This is a genomic window from Flavobacterium commune, assembly GCF_001857965.1.
In the GTDB taxonomy this organism is placed as follows: domain Bacteria; phylum Bacteroidota; class Bacteroidia; order Flavobacteriales; family Flavobacteriaceae; genus Flavobacterium; species Flavobacterium commune.
Genome location: NZ_CP017774.1, coordinates 1,459,780 through 1,482,492 on the forward strand (window position 1 = coordinate 1,459,780; position 22,713 = coordinate 1,482,492).

Annotated in this window: 17 protein-coding genes and 2 tRNA genes; 10 read left to right on the forward strand and 9 right to left on the reverse strand. The window is 35.3% G+C overall.

Going from position 1 to position 22,713, the window contains the following annotated elements; all coding sequences use genetic code 11:
* The first annotated feature begins 47 nt into the window (after nucleotides 1–47).
* Nucleotides 48–989, forward strand: a complete 942-nt coding sequence (locus tag BIW12_RS06120) for an OmpA family protein (protein WP_071184290.1) — start codon at nucleotides 48–50, stop codon at nucleotides 987–989.
* Nucleotides 990–1,102: 113 nt separating this feature from the next.
* Entirely contained in the window at nucleotides 1,103–2,140 is a 1,038-nt protein-coding gene (locus BIW12_RS06125) for an aldo/keto reductase (RefSeq protein ID WP_071184291.1), read from the forward strand.
* A gap of 131 nt (nucleotides 2,141–2,271) precedes the next feature.
* Here BIW12_RS06125 and BIW12_RS06130 read toward each other — a convergent pair whose 3' ends face one another.
* Nucleotides 2,272–4,233, reverse strand: coding sequence for a transglycosylase domain-containing protein (locus BIW12_RS06130; RefSeq protein ID WP_071184292.1), 1,962 nt, complete (start codon nucleotides 4,231–4,233; stop codon nucleotides 2,272–2,274).
* A 276-nt stretch (nucleotides 4,234–4,509) separates the two neighbouring features.
* Here BIW12_RS06130 and BIW12_RS06135 point away from each other — a divergent pair, with 276 nt between their 5' ends.
* The 5 genes from BIW12_RS06135 (at nucleotide 4,510) to BIW12_RS06155 (ending at nucleotide 10,458) form a co-directional block, all read left to right on the forward strand.
* Complete coding sequence (locus tag BIW12_RS06135) at nucleotides 4,510–5,085, forward strand: porin family protein (RefSeq protein ID WP_071184293.1); 576 nt, start codon at nucleotides 4,510–4,512, stop codon at nucleotides 5,083–5,085.
* A 123-nt stretch (nucleotides 5,086–5,208) separates the two neighbouring features.
* Entirely contained in the window at nucleotides 5,209–5,838 is a 630-nt protein-coding gene (locus tag BIW12_RS06140; RefSeq protein WP_071184294.1) for an MCP four helix bundle domain-containing protein, read from the forward strand.
* Between the two features lie 156 nt (nucleotides 5,839–5,994).
* On the forward strand, nucleotides 5,995–7,617 hold the full coding sequence (locus tag BIW12_RS06145) for a S8 family peptidase (RefSeq protein WP_071184295.1): 1,623 nt from the start codon (nucleotides 5,995–5,997) through the stop codon (nucleotides 7,615–7,617).
* A gap of 260 nt (nucleotides 7,618–7,877) precedes the next feature.
* On the forward strand, nucleotides 7,878–9,752 hold the full coding sequence (locus tag BIW12_RS06150) for a M1 family metallopeptidase (RefSeq protein WP_071184296.1): 1,875 nt from the start codon (nucleotides 7,878–7,880) through the stop codon (nucleotides 9,750–9,752).
* An 88-nt stretch (nucleotides 9,753–9,840) separates the two neighbouring features.
* Nucleotides 9,841–10,458 (forward strand): hypothetical protein, encoded by a 618-nt coding sequence (locus BIW12_RS06155; RefSeq protein ID WP_071184297.1) that lies wholly within the window; start codon nucleotides 9,841–9,843, stop codon nucleotides 10,456–10,458.
* Between the two features lie 42 nt (nucleotides 10,459–10,500).
* Here the strand turns inward: BIW12_RS06155 and BIW12_RS06160 are convergent, their stop codons facing one another.
* The 3 genes from BIW12_RS06160 to BIW12_RS06170 all read right to left on the reverse strand — a co-directional run bounded on the left by BIW12_RS06160 (nucleotide 10,501) and on the right by BIW12_RS06170 (nucleotide 14,194).
* Nucleotides 10,501–11,715, reverse strand: a complete 1,215-nt coding sequence (locus BIW12_RS06160; protein WP_071184298.1) for an MFS transporter — start codon at nucleotides 11,713–11,715, stop codon at nucleotides 10,501–10,503.
* 242 nt (nucleotides 11,716–11,957) lie between these two features.
* Nucleotides 11,958–13,001: a Gfo/Idh/MocA family protein gene (locus BIW12_RS06165; RefSeq protein WP_071184299.1), complete on the reverse strand. Its 1,044-nt coding sequence runs from the start codon at nucleotides 12,999–13,001 to the stop codon at nucleotides 11,958–11,960.
* Between the two features lie 125 nt (nucleotides 13,002–13,126).
* Nucleotides 13,127–14,194 carry an NADH:flavin oxidoreductase/NADH oxidase gene (locus BIW12_RS06170; protein WP_071184300.1) on the reverse strand — a complete coding sequence of 356 codons (1,068 nt, stop codon included), beginning with the start codon at nucleotides 14,192–14,194 and terminating at the stop codon, nucleotides 13,127–13,129.
* A 153-nt stretch (nucleotides 14,195–14,347) separates the two neighbouring features.
* Between BIW12_RS06170 and rseP the strand changes: the two genes are divergently transcribed.
* From rseP to BIW12_RS06185, 3 genes are all read left to right on the forward strand, one after another.
* Nucleotides 14,348–15,691: an RIP metalloprotease RseP gene (rseP, locus tag BIW12_RS06175; RefSeq protein ID WP_071184301.1), complete on the forward strand. Its 1,344-nt coding sequence runs from the start codon at nucleotides 14,348–14,350 to the stop codon at nucleotides 15,689–15,691.
* A 134-nt stretch (nucleotides 15,692–15,825) separates the two neighbouring features.
* Nucleotides 15,826–15,899 (forward strand) — tRNA-Asn (locus BIW12_RS06180).
* Nucleotides 15,900–16,184: 285 nt separating this feature from the next.
* A tRNA-Asn gene (locus BIW12_RS06185) sits at nucleotides 16,185–16,258 on the forward strand.
* Nucleotides 16,259–16,564: 306 nt separating this feature from the next.
* Here BIW12_RS06185 and BIW12_RS06190 read toward each other — a convergent pair.
* The 5 genes from BIW12_RS06190 to BIW12_RS06210 all read right to left on the reverse strand — a co-directional run bounded on the left by BIW12_RS06190 (nucleotide 16,565) and on the right by BIW12_RS06210 (nucleotide 22,597).
* Nucleotides 16,565–17,392 (reverse strand): NHL repeat-containing protein, encoded by an 828-nt coding sequence (locus BIW12_RS06190; protein ID WP_071184302.1) that lies wholly within the window; start codon nucleotides 17,390–17,392, stop codon nucleotides 16,565–16,567.
* A 76-nt stretch (nucleotides 17,393–17,468) separates the two neighbouring features.
* Entirely contained in the window at nucleotides 17,469–18,467 is a 999-nt protein-coding gene (locus BIW12_RS06195; RefSeq protein WP_071184303.1) for a hypothetical protein, read from the reverse strand.
* A 64-nt stretch (nucleotides 18,468–18,531) separates the two neighbouring features.
* Nucleotides 18,532–18,963 carry a response regulator gene (locus tag BIW12_RS06200; RefSeq protein ID WP_071184304.1) on the reverse strand — a complete coding sequence of 144 codons (432 nt, stop codon included), beginning with the start codon at nucleotides 18,961–18,963 and terminating at the stop codon, nucleotides 18,532–18,534.
* 6 nt (nucleotides 18,964–18,969) lie between these two features.
* Nucleotides 18,970–20,244, reverse strand: coding sequence for a PAS domain-containing sensor histidine kinase (locus BIW12_RS06205; RefSeq protein ID WP_071184305.1), 1,275 nt, complete (start codon nucleotides 20,242–20,244; stop codon nucleotides 18,970–18,972).
* 367 nt (nucleotides 20,245–20,611) lie between these two features.
* A complete protein-coding gene (locus BIW12_RS06210; RefSeq protein ID WP_071184306.1) occupies nucleotides 20,612–22,597 on the reverse strand; it encodes a glycoside hydrolase family 97 protein in 1,986 nt (661 codons plus the stop codon).
* Nucleotides 22,598–22,713 lie beyond the last annotated feature (116 nt).

Here is a 22,713-nt window from a genome sequence, read left to right on the forward strand (position 1 = left end):
ATAGCAATGACAAAAAAACAATTAGGTTTCAATAAAATTAAATAAAAATGATAAAAAAAATCTCCTTAGGCTTGTTAGTTTTAGCACTTTCGACCTCTTGTGTTTCTAAAAAAATATACACTGATTTAGAAAACAAATACACCGATTTAAAGAAAGAAAACAGAAGCTTAGCTGATGAAAACGCCGATCTTTTAAAAACCAAAAATCAACTGGAATTAGATCGTGATGCGCTAAATAACGAATTAAGCAAACTCAAATCTGAGCGTGATAAATTGACCGCCGACCAAAAAGCGCTAAACGAAAAAATGGCTCGTTTACAGGATTCATACAATGCTTTGGAAAAAAACAGCAACGATGCGTTGCAGTCTAATTTGAAGAAAAACCGTGATTTATTAGCTGAATTAGAAGCCAAACAAAAAGCCTTAACAATCGAACAAGAACGCTTAAGTAAAAGCGCACAACGTTTGAAAGAGTTAGAGGATATGATTGCTGCCAAAGAAGCAACGATGCGAAAACTGAAAGAAACCTTATCAAAAGCCTTAAACGGATTTGAAGGCAAAGGATTGACCGTAGAACAAAAAAACGGAAAAGTGTATGTTTCTATGGAAAACAAATTACTTTTTAGTTCCGGAAGTTGGTCAGTAGGATCTGAAGGGAAAAAAGCAGTAGAAGAACTAGGAAAAGTTCTGGCTGATAATCCGGAGATTTCAGTACTTATTGAAGGGCATACCGATAATGTTCCTTATGGCGGTTCAGGCCCAATTGCTGATAACTGGGATTTATCGACTAAAAGAGCTACGGCTATCGTAGGGATCTTAAGTGAAAACCGAGGAATTGACAAAAAGAATTTGACCGCTGCCGGAAGAGGAGAATTTTCGCCTTTGGCCACTAATGAAACAGCTGATGGAAAAGCGAAAAACAGAAGAATTGAAATTATTTTGACACCAAGATTAGACGAAATTGCCGAAATGTTGAACGAAATCAACTAAGCATTTTAAGTAAAAGTTAAAAAAGGTTCGAAGTACTGCTTTGAACCTTTTTGATTTAAATACTTTTCACGAACCTTTGTAACTTTGTTTTTTAACCTTTTTGAATAGATAAAATGAAATACACAACCTTACCCAATACGGATATAAAAGTCAGCAAAATATGCCTTGGCACCATGACTTTTGGCGAGCAAAACACCGAAGCCGATGGTCATGCCCAAATGGATTATGCGGTAGAACATGGTGTTAATTTTTTTGATACTGCCGAAATGTATTCGGTACCGGCACGAGAAACAACCTATGGGAGCACCGAAAAAATCCTGGGAAGCTGGTTTAAGAAATCGGGCAAAAGAAAAGAAATTGTGTTGGCATCTAAAATTGCGGGACCGAATCCGAATTTTACTTACATGCGCGAGAAAAATGATTTTTCGCCTGCCAGTATCAAATATGCCTTAGACAAAAGTTTACAGCGCCTACAAACGGATTATATTGATGTTTATCAATTGCATTGGCCGGAACGAAAAACCAATTTCTTCGGGCAACGTGGTTTTAAAGTTCAGGATGATATTTGGGAAGATAATATCCGATTGGTGTTAGAAACCTTAGAAGGTTTTATCAAAGAAGGGAAAATAAAACACATTGGACTTTCCAATGAAACGCCTTGGGGAATTATGCGTTTTCTGGAGGAAAGCAAGTATAATAAATTACCCAAAATCAAAACCGTTCAAAATCCATATTCCTTATTAAACCGTCTTTTTGAAGGAGGTTCTGCCGAGATTTGTATCCGGGAAAATTTGGGCTTACTAGCTTATTCACCATTAGCTTTTGGCGTTTTGTCCGGGAAATTTTTAACCGGTTTTGATCATCCAAATGCCAGAATCAGACTGTTCCCCCAATTTTCAAGATACAATAGCGCCGAATGTACTCAGGCTACTAAACTATACAGCGAAATTGCAAAAAAGCATGGTTTATCATTAGCTCAAATGGCTTTGGCTTTTGTAAACCAACAGGCTTTTGTTACCAGTAATATTATTGGAGCAACTAATCTGGCGCAATTAAAAGAAAATATCGGATCGATTGATGTGGTTTTATCGGAAGAAATTATCAATGAAATCAATGCCGTTCATGCTGTTGTTCCTGATCCTGCGCCTTAATTTTTTTCTCTAACCGTATTATAATTTTACTTAACCGCAAAGAGAGCAAAGTTTTTTCGCAAAGAACACAAAGGAAAATTAAAAAATCTTAGTGTCCTTCGTGCCTTCTTAGTGGGCTTTGTGGTTAAATTTTAAAATTCAAATTCCTCTTTTACCGCTAAAGAATCCACTGCTGTTGTATCTTTTACTTTTATACGAAGTAATGATTTTGCGGGACCTGTTAAAATGGTAGCCTGACTTTTAAAAATAGTGTCGTCGATAGTCAACAATCCTCTTCGAATCATCAAATCCGTTAAAAAAGAAACTTGTTTTACCGCCGATTCTCTTAGATTGCCTTCGTCGTTAAACTGATACATGAATTTTTTTGGACTTGGAATAATTCGGGCAAGATAGAGGCATTCGTTAAAAGTCAAATCGGCTGGAGTTTTCTGGAAATAAAACTGTGCCGCTTCGCCAATTCCATATACATTTGGTCCCCATTCGATGATATTAAAATACACTTCAAGCATGCGTTCTTTGCTCACAATCCGATTGTTTTCTAGTATATAAACCAGTAGAATTTCTTCCAGTTTTCTGGATAAAGTTTTTTCTCTGGTCAAAAAAACGTTTTTGATTAACTGCATACTGATGGTACTGGCACCCCGGGCAAATTTTCGGGTTCTAATATTTTTAGCAATCGACTGTTTGAAAGCTTCGTTAATAAAACCATGATGCGAAAAGAACGAAGGATCTTCGGTGGTCAGGACACATTTTTGCAAATAAGGCGAAATTTGATCCAGCGGAGTATAATTCACATTAGCCGTACCCACTAAAACCGGACGCTGCATAACGCCATTAATGATGGCACGATAAATAAACTCACTATTGAGTTTTGTTAAATTTGCCTCGCCATATTTGGTAATCTTTAGATTTTCTTTCTTTAAATTACTGTTGAAAACCAAATCGTTTGCTTTGTTTTTATTGTATTTAAAATCCAAATTATAATCAAAAGTTCCTTTGGCTTCCATACCTTGAAAATTAGTAAACAATCCATCAGGAAGCGAAGTGATAAAATCCTGTGCTTTCATCTTTGGAATGTTGACTTTAAGTCTATAAATGGTATCTTCTTCGGTTTCGTAAGCCAGGTAGGGGTGCAATTTTATTCTGTTAAATTGTACTGTCGAGCTGCTGTCAACTGAAACGAAATCAGAGCCTAAAAGCAGGCGGTAATCAAAACGGGCGTTTTTAATCAGTACATCTTTTCGGGCAATTTTAGCATGATTGATTTTCAAATTGGCAATAGAAGTAAAACCGTCAATATGCAATTCACCGCCACTTTTGTCAATGTTTTCAATATTAAGCCGGATGGAATCAAAACTGGAAATCAAATTGTAACGTTCATCAAAATAAGGAACTTTGATAGCTCCTGTATCGATATTAAAAAAGCGAATGTCAGCCTTTTTATTTCTAGGGTCGGCAAAACCTTTTATTTTCCAGCGTTGGGCAAAAGTATTGGTTTTTACATGAATCGAAGTTTCGAGTTCTTTATTTGCCAATACTAATTTTTTGATGTCAATTGTGGCTCTTTTTCCGTTATCATCGAGTTTGAATTTCAGGTTTTCGACTTCCATATCAGTCGGAATTAAATGGAGTACTTTCGAGATAATCCGGTAAGCAAAAGCGGCATAATCTCTCTTATCGCTGCTTTGTTCTTCGTCTTTATTTCTTTTTAAAAAAGCGGCAAAATTTTTGACTTTCCCTTTTTTTGTTAGCTGAACATAGCCGTTTTTAATTTCTAAAGTTCCTAATTGAACGTCGCCAACAAATAAACGCCAGATATTGACCGAAGTTCTCATTCTTTGGATATTGAACAGGGTATCAGCATTTTTTGGAACTAAAGTAATATCGGTTAAATTGATGCACGAAAGTCCTTCGAAAGCAGCTTTTTTTACGACAAAATGGCTATTGTAATCTACTTCCATCTTGTTTGCCGTTTTAGTGATAATTTGCTGCAAAAGCATTTCTCTGAAGCTAAAAAGTCCAATAATTGTAACGAATAGAAAAGCAACAAGAATTTTGGCAACTAAGATTATTTTTTGTCTTCGGGTTTTCATGAATTAGAACACATTTTGGCAACAGGCTAAAATAACAACTTTTTTTATTGGATTCAGAAACTTAACTTAAACTTTAGGAAATACTTTGTTTTTAAGACATTTTTAAAAGCAAAATATTTTCAGTTTTTTTTAGTTTTCAACTATTTTGTATACTCTTTTTTGGATAAAAGACTGCAAGTCAGCAAGCTATGAAACTATGTTAAAACCCTTGAAAACACTGGAGTTTACGAGTGTTTTTATCTAAATTTGCACACTCAAAAAAAAATAAAAATAAACATGAAAAAAGTTATTTTATCGGTAGTAGCCGTTTTAGCATTTGCATTTACTAATGCTCAAGAAACTAAAGAAACTGTAAAATTAGGAGTTAAAGCCGGAGCTAATTACGATTGGTTATCAACAGGTGCTGCATCAGTTTATGATTTACGTCCGGAAGTAGGATACCATGCAGGTTTAGTGGCTGAATTCAAATTTTGTGATGCGTTTTCTATCCAGCCTGAGGCTTTGTATTCATTCTCTAAATACAGTTTTGACGGAAACGGAAACACAAGTGGCAACGAAATAGAAATTAGCGAAATAGCTGTACCGGTTATTGCTAAATTTTACCTTGTTAAAGGTTTGTCTTTAGAATTAGGACCTCAGGCTAGTGTAATTGTAAAAACAAAATTAACTGGTGAAGATGCTGAAGCTAATTTTAGAAAATACAATATTGCTGCTGCTACAGGTTTAGCTTATGATTTTAACATGGGTGCTTTTATCCAAGCAAGATACACCTATAATTTCTTGGATTTACAACATGGTGCAAACGGAAACAACCGTTTTGGAATCCAGGCTTCTGTAGGTTACAAATTCTAATATTTTTTAGAAATACTTATCAAAAACCACGCAAATCGCGTGGTTTTTTTATGCCTAGTTACAGCTAAGCATTTCGAAATCAAAAACAAAGACTTATCTTTCGTAACTAAATTAAAATAATCCATGAAAGATATCAATCGCATTAATAGAAATACAAAAGCAGCGGCAGTACTGATTTTTGTAACCATTTTGCTTTTAATAAGCAATTATTTCATGGGTTTGAATTCCAAAAAAACCAATGAAACAATTAAAGCCATTTACAATGATCGTTTAATGGTTAGCCACTATGTTTTTCAGTACACTCATGCTATTTATCAAATTAAAGAAACTGCCAATACCCTAAAAATAATCGATTTTGAAAAACAACAATTTATCCTAAGCCGTTTAAAAACAATTCACCAAATTGACAAAAAATACCTGAAAACAATTTTGACTCCGGACGAAAAAAAACAATTCCGGATTTTTCAAAATCAATGTATTGCCATACAAACCCAAAATAAAGATAAAAACTGGCAAAAAATGAGTTTGTTAAGTGAACAAAGCTTGGGCAGTTTAGCAATTTTAGCCCGAATTCAGGTTGACGAAGGCAAAACGGCACTGATAATAGCTAATGCCTTGCATGATGGCAATCAATTTTTTGCTCAATTTGAGATTGCTTTGTATATTATTTTAGCCTGTCTTTCAGCTTATTTATTAGTGTTAAAAAAAATGAAAGTCAAAATAAAAATTCCTGAAAACCCCAGTATGAATTAAAAGCAAGCCAATTATACAAAAACATATCCAAAGTAAAACTTCCGGATATGTTTTCCACTTGCAATTATATCTTAATCTAGTGTTAATCCCGGTATTTTTCGAATAGAAAAATTATTTTTTAATCTATATTTGAAATGGACTAAAAATGTATATTGTATGAATACTGTAAAACCCATCTTTCTTTCTCTATTGTCTGCCTTGATTTTAGCAGGATGTGGAGCCCAAAAAACATCTAATTACAAATCGTTTACCCCAATAACCGAAATTGGAAGTATTGCTAAAAAGAAACCCTTAACCGAAACAGAATTAAAGCGTTGGAGTCATTATGACATTATAAAAGATACCGTACCCGGCATGAGTGTGGACAGGGCTTATGCTGAATTATTACAGAAAAGAAAATCCAAAAAAGTAATTGTGGGCATTGTCGATTCGGGAGTAGATATTGAACACGAAGATTTAAAATCAATCATTTGGACAAATCCAAAAGAGATTCCGGGAAATGGTATTGACGATGATAAAAACGGCTATGTTGATGACATTCACGGATGGAATTTTCTGGGCGATATTACTAAGGAAAATTTAGAATACGAAAGAATTGTCAAAGACAAAAGCATTGCTGACGAAGCCACTTATCAGGCTGCCAAAAAATTTAACGACAAAGTTGTTGCCGAAGCTCCATTGTACAAAAAACACTATACCAAGTTATTGAATGACATGCAGGAAGCCGATAAAATTATTGCTCAACAACTGGCTAAAAGTGTTTATACGGCAGCAGACTTAGACGCAATAGCATCAGAAGATCAATTGGTTCAAAAAAGCAAAATGGTCATGAAACAAATGTTTTCTTATGGCATGAGCATAAAAGGATTAGAAGACACATTTAAAAAAGAAATCGAGAAAAACGAATCGATTATAAACGGTGATAATCTAAAACCGGATTACCGAAAAGTACTTGGAGACAATCCAAATGATATTACTAACAACTCTTATGGTAACAATAATGTGATAGGCCCTGATAAGGACGAAGCACTTCATGGAACTCACGTAGCAGGAATTGTTGCTCAGCTGAGAAACAACAATATTGGAGGAGACGGAATTGCCGACAATGTAGCAATTCTTACCGTGCGTGCTGTTCCAGATGGTGACGAGTACGACAAAGACATTGCTCTGGCCATTCGCTATGCTGTAGATAATGGTGCAAAAGTAATCAACGGAAGTTTTGGGAAAGCCTTTTCTCCACATAAAAACTGGGTTTTTGACGCCATAAAATACGCCGCCGAAAAAGATGTACTCATTGTTCATGCCGCAGGAAATGACGCAAAAAACATTGATTATTTCGATAATTTCCCTAATGATTCTGAGGATAGAAAAACCGAGTTCTCCGATAATCTAATCACTGTAGGTGCTTTGAATTTTGAATATGGATCTAACATTGTAGCCGGTTTTTCGAACATTGGAAAAATTAATGTGGATGTTTTTGCTCCCGGAGTAAAAATTTATGCCTCTATTCCTAATAATGAATATAAATTTTTAAAAGGAACATCAATGGCTGCGCCTAATGTAGCCGGAGTTGCAGCATTAATCCGTTCTTATTATCCTAAATTAAAAGCCGCTCAGGTAAAACAGATTTTGATGGAATCAGGAGTGGCAATCAATAAAGAAGTAGTTGTAGGAGGAAATGCCAAAGATATTCGTCCGTTTAATGAATTATCAAAAACAGGAAAAATAGTAAACGCCTACAATGCCATTTTAATGGCAAATGCAATGGCAAAAAAATAATATTAATCTAATGGAAGAACGACAACATTCTCAGGATACTCGCAATTAAAAATTTTCACACGAAGCTGTCTTCCAGCAAGCAGGTTACACCAATAAACACGAATTTATAAACTGTTTAATTACACTAAATCAATTAAAAAAAGAATTTGTGTTATTCGATTTTAATTGATTAGAATTAGTGACAATTCGTGTAATTCGTGTCCCACTTTTTTCAAAAGCGAATACCTTACAACATTCTTCCATTTTTTTATTAGATACAAATGAAAAAGATTCTTTTAACAGCCTGTATTGTATGGAATAGCTTTTCTCTTTTTGCCCAAAACACCAGCTATTGGCAACAAAAAGCAGATTATAAAATGGACGTATTTATGGATACCGAACGTTTTCAATACAAAGGAAAACAAGAATTAATTTATACCAATAATTCGGCTGACACCTTAAAGAAAGTATATTATCATTTGTACAACAATGCTTTTCAACCGGGAAGCGAAATGGATTCCAGAGCCCAAAACATCAAAGATTCCGATGCCCGAATGGTTACAAAAACCAAGATTGATGGTACAGAAGTAAAACAAAGTCGGATTAAAAGTTTAAAACCCAATGAAATTGGCTATTTAAACATTAGTAATTTCAAACAGGATGGTGTTGCTGCGAAAACAAAAACAACAGGAACAATTTTAGAAGTTTTTTTGGCAAAGCCAATTCTGCCTCATTCTACAACTACTTTCACATTGAATTTTGACGGACAGCTTCCGGTTCAAATTCGCCGTTCAGGCAGAAATAACTCAGAAGGAGTAGCACTTTCCATGGCGCAATGGTATCCTAAAATAGCCGAATTTGATTTCGAAGGCTGGCATCCCGATCCCTACATTGCCAGAGAGTTTCATGGAGTTTGGGGCAACTTTGATGTAAAAATAACTATCGACAAAAACTATGTTTTAGGAGCTACAGGCTATTTGCAAAATCCAAACGAAATAGGTCATGGTTATCAGGAAACCGGAGTAGAAGTAAAACATCCAAAGAAAACTAAAAATCTAAGCTGGCATTTTGTAGCTCCCATGGTGCATGATTTCACCTGGGCTGCCGATAAAGAATACCTGCATGATGTGGTAAAAGGACCAAATGATGTCGATTTGCATTTTTTATATAAAAACAACCCTAAAATAATCGAAAACTGGAAGAATGTCCAGCCTTTGATGGTTAAGGTAATGGATTTGTACAATAAACACATTGGCAATTATCCATACAAACAATACTCTTTTATTCAGGGTGGCGATGGCGGAATGGAATATGCTATGTGTACTTTGATTTTAGGAAACGGAACGCTGGAAGGGATTTTTGGAACTGCCACTCATGAACTGGGACACTCCTGGTTTCAGCATGTTTTAGCTTCTAATGAATCAAAACACGCCTGGATGGACGAGGGTTTTACCACTTATGTGCAGAATTTGGTAACTAATGAAATGGCAGCAAAAAAAGTACAAAATCCTTTTAAACAAAATTATGTTCTTTATACTGATTTAGTAAACTCTGGCAAGGAACAGCCACAAACCACACATAGTGACCGATATGATGAGAACAGACCTTACAGTATTTCGTCTTATATCAAAGGAAGTATTTTCCTGTCGCAGTTGGGATATTTAATTGGTCAGGATAAATTAGCCGAAACCATTAAAAGATTTTATCAGGATTTTAAATTCAAACATCCTATACCTAATGATATTAAACGCACTGCCGAAAGAGTTTCGGGAGCAGAACTCGACTGGTATTTAACCGACTGGACGCAAACCACTAATACCATCGATTACGGAATTACAGCCGTTACAGAAAACGACAAAAATACGGTTGTCAATTTAGAACGAATAGGCAGAATGCCAATGCCTATCGACTTGCAGGTAGAATATGTAGATGGAACAGTGGAAAGTTTTTACATTCCGTTGCGTATGATGTATTTTGAAAAAGAAAATCCTAATCCCGATGTAAAAAGAACGGTATTGAGTGATTGGGCCTGGGCAAATCCGAAATATGAATTCAATATTGGAAAACCTAAAAGCACTATCAAAAAAATCACCATTGACCCAAGCGGTTTAATGGCTGATGTGAAAATGACTAATAATGTTTTTGAGATGAAATAAATTCAAACTTAACAATATGTTTTTTTGACGAACTGAAATTTAAAACTTTTAAAATCCGTAACTTAGTGTTCCGCTAAACAACGTGGTTATGAAAGCATTATTGTACTTTATCCTGATCCTGACACTGCAATCCTGCGCTACAAAAAAGTATATCAAGACACAACTACTGCCTGAAGGAATTAAATCGGCAACCGAAGAAACATATAAAGTGGTCGATAATGAGCAACAACTTTTGCAAAAAAAAGAAATGATTTTTACCGCAAATGGTCGTATAAAACATTCTAAAACAGTTGATGCCGAGGGCAATATAATACAGGAAACAAAAAAGAAATTATGGTTTATTGTAGAACTATATCCCGGTAAGGAAACCTATTATTGTAAAACACGATGGAAACCGGGGCAACGCGAGCGCATTAGCTGCTACACCCGAAAACAGTACAAGGAAAACGAAAGTATTTATCATTACAATGCCGATGGAACTATCGATAAGATTGTAGATAATTTTACAACTTTTTACACCCAATATTTTTATTACAGCAATAATGAACTTTCGAGAATTGTTGTTAAAGACAAAAACAACCAACTTATTGACGAAATTTTGATACGTTGTGAAAGCAAAGATGAAAAAGGAGCCTGCTTAAAAGAAACCCGAATTTCAATTATAACAAAAAATAAAGAAGTAAGACAGCTCTCTGCAAATTATTAATACCACCAAGCATTTTTCAGTACATTACCAAAAAAATAAAAACTACTGAATCACTTTAATTCTTGGCACTAATAAAGCAATTAGAATTCCAAATACTCCGATAAAAGCAAATGAGAATCGGAGTCCAAATAATTCGGCGATGTAACCAATGACGGGCGGTCCCATTAAAAAACCAAGGAAACTCACACTGGATACAGCCGTTAGCGCTTCGCCGGGAGGAATGGTTGGGTGTTTGCCCGCGATGCTATACAATGTAGGCACAATAGTCGATACGCCTAATCCTACCAGCATAAAACCGATGGTTGAAGGAATTAAAAACGGCAAAAACACCGCTGTAAAAAGTCCTGTAGAGATTAAAATTCCTCCTGTTTGTAATACTGTTTTTCTACCAAATTTATTAATCATTCCATCACCCAGAAAACGTCCGGTAGCCATCATAATCATAAAAGAAGTATAACCCAGAATAATTAATGGCCCAGGTGCCTGAACAATATCTTTAAAATACAATCCGCTCCAATCGAACATAATGCCTTCACTGGCCATGGATCCAAAACCAATTATTCCCAGCCAAATTAAAGCCGAATCAGGTTTTGAAAATAGTTTTTTCTTCTCCGGGGCTTTTCGTTTTTCTTTGGCTTTGACCAAAAATTTATAATTGAAAATAATAAGTAATGCCGTGATGATTCCCACAACAATAAAATGATGGTAAGGAGTTAAATTCAAAGCCAACATTCCCAGTCCAACCAATGCTCCTGTAAAACCGGCAAAACTCCACACACCGTGAAAAGAAGCCATAATAGTTCGCTTAAAAAGTTGTTCGGTATAAACGCCCTGAGTATTTACGGCAATATTGTTCATGTTCCCAAATATCCCAAACACATACAGTCCTAAAGCCAATTGCCAGGCAGTAGTTGCCAAACCTAAATTAGTCAAACAAAAAGCATACATACTCAAAGACAATACCACCAGGCGATGACTACCAAAACGAGTAACTAATTTTCCTGAAAATGCCATCATAGTCAACTGCCCCACAGGCAAGGCAAAAAGAATAGACCCCAAATCGGCATCACTAAGTTGCAGTGCGACTCTGATATCCGGAATTCTACTCGCCCAGGTTGCAAAACACAATCCCATTCCGAAATAAAAAGACGAAACAGCAATACGCACTCTGTTTAAATAAGAAAGTTTAGCATTTCTAAAACTCTTCTTAATCTTTCCTTGTGCTCTAAAGCTTCCTATAAAATTTAATCGTAACAAAGGCTTTGTGTTTTAGGGATTGAAGATGCAAAAATACGAAAAGCAATCTTGGCAGTTTGCTAATTTGGTTTTAGTAACCTATAATACATCGTTATCGTTTATAAGTTTATGGAATAAGGCTTTATAATGGAACACAGATAAAACAGATTTTGACAGATTCACACAGATTTAATAAAAAATAACCGCACATTCGCAGATTTATTTAATCTGCAAATGTGCGGTCAATATCATTAATAACACATTTATAAATCAACCACTCTTTTTTCCTGACTACTTTGGATTGCGGCTTCAATAATTTGCATTACTCTTGCACCATCCTGAGCTGTAACGGGTTCAACAGTATCGTTGATGATGGCATTGTAAACCCCGTCAAAAAAGTCATAATAATTCCCTTTAAGCGTTGGAATTTTGCCGTGCATAATTTTTCCATCAATTTCGGTATGCAGAAAACCTTCTTTTTCCAGCGGTTCCGTTCCCCAGGAATCCAAATTTGGTTTCTTCATTACTTTCAAATCGTCTTCCTGTACATCGCCCCTTGGTTTTAAGAACGAACCTTTTTTTCCATGAATGACATAAGCCGGATTCGGTTCACGCACAAAGAAACTCGCTTTCAAACGCACTCTGAAATCAGGATAATACAACAAAACATCGACCCAATCATCCACAACCGAATTCTCACGCGTAGTTCTGATATCGGCAAAAACAGCTTTTGGAAAACCAAACAAATACAAGGCCTGATCAATTAAATGCGGTCCTAAATCTTTCAGAATTCCCGAACCTGAATTCACAGTTTCCTTGTGTTGTTTTGGACTCAAAAGCGGATTATATCGGTCAAAATGAAATTCGGCTTCCACAATTTCGCCCAGAGCACCGTCTAATAGAATTTGTCGTACCGTTTTCAAATCGCTGTCCCATCTTCTGTTTTGGAAAACGGCTAACTTCAATCCTTTTTCTTTCGCTAAATCAGCTAATTCATCGGCTTCGGCAACGGTGGTGGTAAATGCTTTTTCTACAATGGCATGTTTCCCTGCTTCCAAAACTCGTTTCGCATATTCAAAATGTGTGTCGATTGGTGTATTAACTACTACCAAATCAATTGTATCGTTAGCTAAAATTTCCTCCAAAGAAGCATAACTCTTCACTTGAGGATAATCTTCCTGGATTAATTTTTTACTTCTTTCCCAGGAACCTAATAATTCAAAACCGGGATGCAATTCTAAAAATGGTGCCTGGAATACTTTCCCAGACATTCCATAAGAAAGTAAGGCTGCTTTTATTGTTTTCATATTTTTATTTTTTGTCAAACATTAAAAATTATTTTTTCTTCACCATTAAGAGATTAAGTAAATTAAGCTTTGACTCTAATGAAACTTAATTTCTTAATGGTTTATTTATCATTGTTACTATTAAATTATCTTGGTTTTGCTCTTTCGTATTGTGAAGGCCAAGCGACATCTGTTGCTAATGCTTTCGCAAAATTTAATCCTAAATTAGGGTCACGCAATGATGCTCGGGCAAACAAAACCAAATCGGCTTTTTCGCTCGTCAGTATTTCTTCGGCATGGCTGGCTTCGGTAATTAAACCAACGGCTCCCGTTAAGATTCCTGTTTCTTTTTTAATTTTTTCGGCAAAAGGGACTTGGTAACCCGCCTCCAATGGAATTTTTTGGTGCGAAACCAATCCACCTGAAGAAACATCAATCAAATCGACTCCTTTTTCCTTTAGAATTTTCGAAAATTCGATAGATTCTTCAACATTCCAACCACCTTCAGCCCAGTCTGTAGCTGAAATTCGAACAAACAAAGGCAAATGCTCAGGCCATTCGGTTTGTACTGCCTCAAGAACTTCTATCGTAAAACGGATTCGGTTTTCAAAACTTCCGCCATATTCATCTGTTCTGGTATTCGATAAAGGCGATAAAAATTGATGATTCAAATACCCATGAGCGGCATGAATTTCGAGCACTTCATAACCCGCCTGAACCGCTCTTTTAGTTGCTGCTTTAAAATCGGAAATTAATTGATGGATTGCCTTTTTATCTAAAGCAACTGGCGTTTCATCATCATGATACCCAATTGCCGATGGCGCTACGGTTTGCCATCCGCCTTGTGAAGCATCGAGCTTTTTATTGCCTTTCCAGGGTGAGGAAACACTGGCTTTACGACCGGCATGTGCCAATTGAATTCCCGGAACTGCATTCTGACTTTTGATAAAAGCGGTAATAGCCTTCATTTTTTCGATATGTTCGTCTTTCCAAATCCCCAAATCTTCGGGCGAAATTCTACCTTCGGGAGCTACCGCAGTCGCTTCCTGAATAATCAATCCCGCTCCGCCGCTGGCGCGACTTCCTAAATGTACCAAATGCCAATCGTTAGCAAAACCATCTTCTGACGAATATTGGCACATTGGAGAAATCACAATTCGGTTTTTAAGGGTACAATCTTTAATTTTTATAGGAGAAAATAATGGAGATGCCATAGTATTTATTTTTTAGAGAAACGTAAAGTTACACTTCACAAAGCAAAATGAAAATTATTAACAAACATTTATTACCCAAGCTAATGGTAAATCTTTGCAACTAAAACAGAAAATGTTACTTTAGCCGAAAATAAAAGAATAGAAAATTAAAAAATGGAAATAATTATCAAGCTTTCTCAATTTTTATTGAGTTTATCATTACTAATTATACTGCACGAACTAGGACATTTTATTCCTGCTAAATTATTCAAAACCAGAGTCGAAAAATTCTATTTGTTTTTTGATGTAAAATATTCGCTGCTAAAAAAGAAAATCGGTGAAACCGAATATGGAATTGGCTGGCTGCCATTAGGTGGTTACGTAAAAATTTCCGGGATGATTGACGAAAGTATGGACAAAGAGCAAATGGCCTTGCCTCCACAACCTTGGGAATTTCGTACTAAACCGGCCTGGCAACGTTTGATTATTATGTTGGGCGGAGTTACAGTGAACTTTATCTTAGCTTTCATTATTTACATTGGGATGGCTTTTGTTTATGGCGATACGTATATTGCTAATTCTGACATGAAAGACGGACTTTTAATTGAAAGCCCTGCAATGATCAAAGCTGGTTTTAAAACCGGAGATAAAATTCTTGCTGTGGATGGAACTAAAATTATCAAATTTGATAATACAATCGACCTTAAAATAGCAATGGCTAAGGAAGTACTTATCGAAAGAAACGGTGCTCAACAAACCATTAAAATGCCTAATGATATTGTTGATCAGTTATCCAAATATAAAAAGGGTCCTATTGTTGGTATTCGTATGCCATTTGTGATTGGTGCTGTTACCGAAGAATCTAAAAACACGGCTTTAAAATCGAAAGACATTGTGCTTACATTAAATGGTCAAAAAACCAAATATTTTGACGAAGCCAAAACGATTTTAGACAACAACAAAGGAAAGACAATCCCGGCTGTAGTATTGCGTAATCAAAAAGAAACAACAGTTCCAGTCATTGTAAACAACGAAGGAAAATTGGGTGTTCAAATTGGTGGTTTAAATCTAGATTCTTTAGAAAAATTAGGCTATTATAAAATAAGTACACAAAAGTACGGCTTATTTGAATCCATTCCAGCTGGTTTAGAAAAAGGGAAAAACCAATTAATTTCTTACGGAGCTCAACTTAAAATGATTTTTAATCCAGAAACTAAAGCTTACAAACAAGTTGGTGGATTTGCAGCAATTTTCAATATTTTCCCAAACACCTGGAGCTGGGAAGCATTCTGGAACATCACAGCTATGTTATCAATTATGCTTGGTGTAATGAACTTATTGCCTATTCCGGCATTAGATGGTGGTCATGTAATGTTTTTATTATACGAAATCGTTTCAGGTAAAAAACCAAGTGATAAATTCCTGGAGAATGCTCAAATGGTTGGTTTTGTATTACTTATCACACTATTACTATTTGCCAACGGAAACGACATTTACAAGGCTGTTGTTGGGAAGTAAAAAATTTGAAAAAAATCTCGTTTTTTGTTTGCCACATTCGAAAAACATCTTATATTTGCATCCGCTAAGAACAAGCTAACACAGCTTAACAATAGCGGCTAAAAACGTTCCTTACGCATATTAAATATACAGTTTCCTCCTTAGCTCAGTTGGTTAGAGCATCTGACTGTTAATCAGAGGGTCCTTGGTTCGAGCCCAAGAGGGGGAGCTTTTTTTTTAGAAATCCAGTTTATTCATTTAAACTGGATTTTTTGTTTTAAAAATATTTCGAACCTGGGTTCGAGTCCGCCGCGGCGGAGAAGCTTTTTTAGAAAGACTATCAGAAATGATGGTCTTTTTTTTTGCTCTAAATTTTCCAAATCTTATCACGAATTAACAACTCTTTTATTTGCTACATTCAAAAAACCTACTATATTTGCATCCGCTAAGAACAAGCTAACACAGCTTAACAATAGCACCTAAAACGTTCCTTACGCATATTAAATATACAGTTTCCTCCTTAGCTCAGTTGGTTAGAGCATCTGACTGTTAATCAGAGGGTCCTTGGTTCGAGCCCAAGAGGGGGAGCTTTTTTTTTAGAAAAGACTATCAGAAATGATGGTCTTTTTTTTTGTTTAAAACCTAACCTTATTCAGCTTGGTTCGAGTCCGCCGCGGCGGAGGAGCTTTTTTAAAGAAATCCAGTTTATTCATTTAGACTGGATTTTTTGTTTTAAAAATATTTCGAACCCGGTTCGAGTCCGCCACGGCGGAGGAGCTTTTTTTTAGAAAAGACTATCAGAAATGATGGTCTTTTTTTTGCTCTAAACTTTTATACCAAAAAGCCTTCACATCACTGCAAAGGCTTTTCTATTTTAAATTTTTTTAAAAAAACTTAATCTGCCAGCAACTTATAAGCAATTACACTGTTATGATTAAAAGTTGGGATGTACAATATATTTTCTTTTGGATTATAACCCAAATCAGCGGTGTTCATTTGCCCTTGTACATCCTGTAGTTTACTTATTTCACCATTGGCTTTCACATAATAAATCAAGCCAGCCCAACAACTAACTATAAAATCTCCGTTTTTAAGCTGTTCCACACCATCTCCCTGCTTTTCAAAACCTTTAGCCACAACAGTTCTATTTTTATTTTTATCAATTTTTAGAAGTTCTGTATTAGCTAAAACATACAGGTTTTTATTAATCCATTTTAAACCATTGGCATTGGTTACATTTTCTAAATAAAGTTCGCTTTGTCCATTTTTGATACGATGGATTTTATTGGTACGCGTATCAGATACATAAACAACTCCTTTGTCATCTACCGTTACATCGTTCAGAAAAACAGCATTTTCAATTGCTACCTTATCAATAATTTTTCCCGTCAAAATATCAATACTTACCACAGCATCGATATCTGCCACAAAAAGCGTGTTCTTAAAACGTACCAAACCTTTAGGCGCGTTTAAGCCTTCAATCCAGTTTGCATTTTTCACACTACCATCTGTATCAAGAACAGCAATACCTCCTTTTCCATCTTTTACGTTCCCGGCACCATCAATCAGACTTACATATAGTTTTTTGTCAGCTGCGCTGTAAAGTACTGATTCCGGTACCCGAAGATTTTTGCTTTCCCAAATCGGTTTTGAAAGCTGTTGGGCTTTTGTGGTAAAACTTAGTATTATAAAAGCGGATAAACTTAGAAACTTGTATTTCATACTATATTAGCTGTTTCGTTATACATAAATGACTTATCACAAAAGTAAAATTATTAGCAATAAATTTAAAAATCATCTATTTTAATTCGGTCACCTGAACGGTTGCGCCATTCTGATGATCAATTTTCATAAGGAATTCGGAAGTTGCATTAGAAGCTAAAGCACCTCCTATGATACCAAAAAAGGCACTGGCTAATACTACATCACCTGTTTTTGCTGTTACTTTTGCCCTTCCTTTAAAGTAGAAGTCATCATCTTTAAATTCAACAGGAACAAACAAATTCTTCTGAATCAAGTAAATTTTACCTTGATCAATTAAGCAATAAATAAAATCAGTATCCACTTTAAACGCAACTCCATCTGAAACTCCTTCAAGCTTAGTAATAACATTCTTTTTATTTCTGGTTACTTTATACTCTCTCGAGCTCGGAATCTGATTCTTAAAACTTTCGAAATCTTTATAAATTCCATCTACATATATATTTGTATTATATACTGGAGTTTTTCGTTTTTCGATATTGCTAATATTTTTTATTTCATCAAAAGTATAAGCCTCTCCTATTTTGAACGACATTAAATTACCTTCAATAAATTGTATCAACTTTTCAGAACCGTTTCTAATATTTTTTTTAGTAACATCCATTGCGTTAACTTCAAAAACACGATCTATAAAATCAATTTTTTCATATCCCGATTCTTTTTTAACAAACAAATCAGCCCTTAAGTAACAATATCCGGTTTCAGAAAATGCTTCTGTTATTTCTGTAAATTTATAATCTCTTAAATTCAATACCAATTCCCCTTCTTTTGCATCACTTTGAATTAAAGCCTTAAAAACATTTTCAATTTGATGATTCAATGGTACTTTTGCTTTTAAAAAAGCTTTCCTGTTAAAAGCTCCTTTTTGGATTACTCCAACATTTGTAGTATCTAATCTTGAATCCAATACAATAATTTTGTTAAAATTACTTTTCAAACCTCTATTTTGAATCTGTATTTCGAAATCCTCAACCAAATTTTGTGAAAACAAATTAATTGAACCTAATAATAGTAGAATTGGGAATAATTTTTTCATGTTTATCTTTTTATATAAAAGTAATTTTACAACTAAAATCCTGACCAAAAATAAAATAATATTTCTAAAAACACTCCGGAAAATGGGTTTTAATAATATCGGCAAAGGCTTCATGCGATAGTGGTTTGTTTTTAAAATCGGAAACTTCAGAGATTCCTTCAGCTCTGGTTTTATCATCCGGATTAAGCGAAGTGGTGAGCATGACGATAATGATTTTTCCCTTCTGATGTTCTTCTAAGGCGTGATAAGCTTCCAGAAATTCCCAACCATCCATAACCGGCATATTAATATCCAGTAAGGTTAACATTGGTTGCGGAAATACGTCACCTGCCGATTCGTACTTTCCTTTATTGGTAATAAAATCTAGTGCTTCCCTGCCATTCAATACGGTTTGAATTCGTTCGGCTACATCTGCTTTTTTTATAATCATTTGGTTGATAAAATTAGTTCCTTTATCATCATCAACTAATAGTACACAATTGAGTTTCTTCTTCATAGCTATTTAAAATTTTGGAATTGTAAAATAAAAAGTGCTTCCCTCGCCCAACTTTGAATCGGCCCAAATACTGCCACAGTGCAGTTCCACTATTTTTTTACAATGTGCCAAACCAATACCTGTTCCCTCATATTCATCGCGATCATGCAATCTTTTGAAAATCACAAAAAGTTTGTGCATATCTTTTGATTCGATGCCTATGGAATTATCCTGAACTGAAAAAAGCCAATCGTTCTCCTGCTCCTGAGCAGAAATTCGGATTTCGGGCAAGACCTCTTTTTTTCTGAATTTGATAGCATTACTGATAAGATTTTGAAAAAGTTGTCTCAATTCGGTTGAATAACCTTTTATCTGAGGTAAATTACCCACGTTTATTTTGGCTTTACTTTCTGTAATAGTTAGGGTTATATCCGAAAGTACCTCATCTACAATTTGGTTACAATCAACCTCAACTAATTCTTTTTTACGACCTATTCTGGAATAATCCAACAGCCCTTTGACCAATGCCTGCATGCGTCTGGAAGACTGAGATATGAAATCAATATAGAGATTACCGTTTCCGTCTAATGTTCCTGCAAATTCTTTTTGGAGTAATTCGGTAAAACTTATTAATGAACGTAAAGGTTCCTGTAAATCATGAGAAGTGATATAGGTAAATTGTTCCAGTTCCTTATTTTGTTCTTTTAATTTTCTGTTTTGTTCCGCAAGCAAAGCTTCTCTTTTTAACAAAGTTTCTGTTCGTTCTCTTACCTTTTGTTCCAATTCGAAATTCATTTTTTGAATTTCTCTGGAGCGTTTGATAATTTCAACTTCCATTTCATCAACTTTTTTCTGCAAATTTTCAGTCTGATTTTTAGACTTTAATTGTTCGTCTTTTAAAATCACAAATTCCGTTACATCTTCCACACGATGCACAATACAATCCATCTCATTTTCAGAATTCAATATTGGGATGTTCACCGGACTCCAGTAGCGCTCTTCAAAAACTCCATCGGGACCCTGAACATCATAACGCTGTACCGCCATAACATGTCGTTTTTTTTCTTTCAATACCGAATGAAGCGATTGCGATAAATTAGACACACCATCGGCCAACTTATCATTAGGATTGTCAGGAAAAACTTCGAATAAATTCCGACCAATCATTTCCTCCCTTTTTTTCATTGTTGCCTTTTCATAGGAGTCATTCAGGTCTAAGATGGTAAAATCAGTCGATAAAATTAAAAACAAGCTCGGAGCTGATAAAAATACTTTCTGGAAATCAACTGTATGTGTTTTCATAACCTATTATTATTAATGCTTGTTGTTTTACAATAGTAGGTACTGAATAAAGACTTCAGAAAAAAATCCTTATTGTTTTTGATTTAAAAACAATTCTTACTTACACTTTTACATTTCGATTTTTAAATATCGAAATACAAAGCAAAAAAGAACTGTAGCTTCAGTTAAGTTTTGGGGCACTTGAGAAGTCTCCCGCTAATATAAAAAATATTTTTGTAAATAACGCATTACTTTTTCGAAATAAACAGCCGTTTTTTTTAAAATTATAAATAGCCTTTGGCATTCCAAAACAAAAAGGGTTGTAAGAATACGACTTACATCGCATTCTTACAACCCTAAATTATGTTCTGAAAAAAAAACCTAATTACTAATTCACCAAAACCACAGCTCCATTACAAGGAATCGTCACTTCAATTTCCTGATTCTTTTTCAGCTTTGTGGTTGTTAACTTTCCATTCAATTGTGCATCATCAGCGTACTGTTTCAGTTCAGTGCCTCCGGCAATCATTGGGAGTTTTATTTTAAGCTTAACTGTTTCTTTCTGGGCATTGATTCCGGCTACATACCATTTATCCCCGTGACGGCGCGCTAATATGGCGTATTTTCCAGGATAACCATCAATAAAACGAACTTCATCCCAGATTGTAGGCACTGCCTTCATAAAATCGATAGCCCATTTTGGTGCATCGGTTAGATTGTTTGGTGCCAAAGCAAAATGCTGCACACCACTTTGAAACAACACCGCCGTAGCCAAAGCATACACATCAGAAGTTAGTCGTTTAGAACCTTTGTTTGGCGTGTTTTTATCATTGTAAAATTTATTCAAAGCACTTCCGCCAAAATCCATGCTTCCTACCGTATTTCGAATAAAAGTATGCAGCGTAGCACTAAAAGCCTCTAAATTATTACTCTCCTGAGTAAAGAAAAGATTTTCACTTGCCAGTACCGCTTCGCTGGAAGCATAATTAGGATACATTCTTTCCCATCCACGTGGCAGAGTCGTTCCATGAAAAATGACCATAATTCCGTAATCATTGGCATCGAATAAAATGTCTTCGTACAACTTCATTGTTTCCTGTTTGTCACCTCCAAAAAAGTCCACTTTGATTCCTTTAATACCAATACTTTTCATCCAAGCCATTTCTTTACGTCGGACAATACTATTATCCATTTTTCCTCTAGGCGTTTGAGGCGCATCATTCCAATATCCATTAGAATTGTACCATAAATACAAACCAACACCTTTACTGGCACCATATTTTGCCAAAGCTTCTACCTTGTCTCGCCCTACCTGAGTATCCCAAAGCGCATCAACTAAAAGTGTTTCATAACCTAAGTCGGCACTAAAATCAATATATCGCAGTTGTTCATCATAATTCATACTTTTCTCCATACCAATAATCCAGCTCCAGGTTCCCTTAGTATATTGGTATTTTTGAGAAGCTTCGTAACGAGGTTTTACTACATCAAAAGGAACTGTCGTAGTCACAATAGGTTCTAGAGTTTCGCCAACAGTGATTGTTCTCCAAGGTGTTTCGCCAGGAAGTCTAATCCCGGGAGTTGATGAACCAACGCCATTGTTTTCGCCTTGCATAGGAAAACCAATAGTGTATAAACCTTTTTCATGACCGATTAATCTACTGGCGCAATAATAACTGTCAACACCTGTTTCTGAAATTAAAACCCAGCCATTATTTTTAAGCTTGAAAAGACAAGGAAAAGTATAACCCTCTCCTTTTCCATTTTCGCCTACTGGCGCATCAACAACATACGGAATTTCGTAACTAGGCATCGTTCTCTCCCAACCTACCATAGCTTTACTTTGTGCTGAAAGAAACGAAGTAGTTCCCGCAGGGAATAAAAATCCAGATGCTTCTTCCTGAACCACTGCAGCAACCGTTGATTTTTGCGGATATACTTTATACTTAAAAGCCACATCATTATTACTCACTCTAAAAATAATATCAATCACTTCTTTGTTGTCTTTGGTAAAAGAAAAAATAGCCTCATTAGCTACATAATGAACTTTGCTTTGCTTGATATTAGGTAATTCATAGGTTTCATCAATTTTGTTTTGAACTTGATTAGCTTTTAATTCTAAGCCTGTGCTGAAATCTCCTATATTCGTTTTTAATCCAATAGGTGATGGTTCTAAAAACAACTTGCCTTTATAGGAAACACTATAGGTTGGCGTTCCATTATTGACAGCTAAATTTACAGTCAGTTTTCCGTCAGGACTGTTTACAGCAACTTGTTGCGACTGCGCATTGGCAACAAAAAAGCTGAATAAAAAGAGGTGAAAAAAGAATTTGAAATTGATCAATTTCAAATGATTTAAAACAGAAATGGTCATTTTTAAATTTATAATTAAGGTTAGTAAAGCCAAAAATATCAAATATTTATTGGTTTCAAAGCAATAAAGTGTAGATTTAACACTATTTATACAAAACGAAGAAGCAACTAACTAAA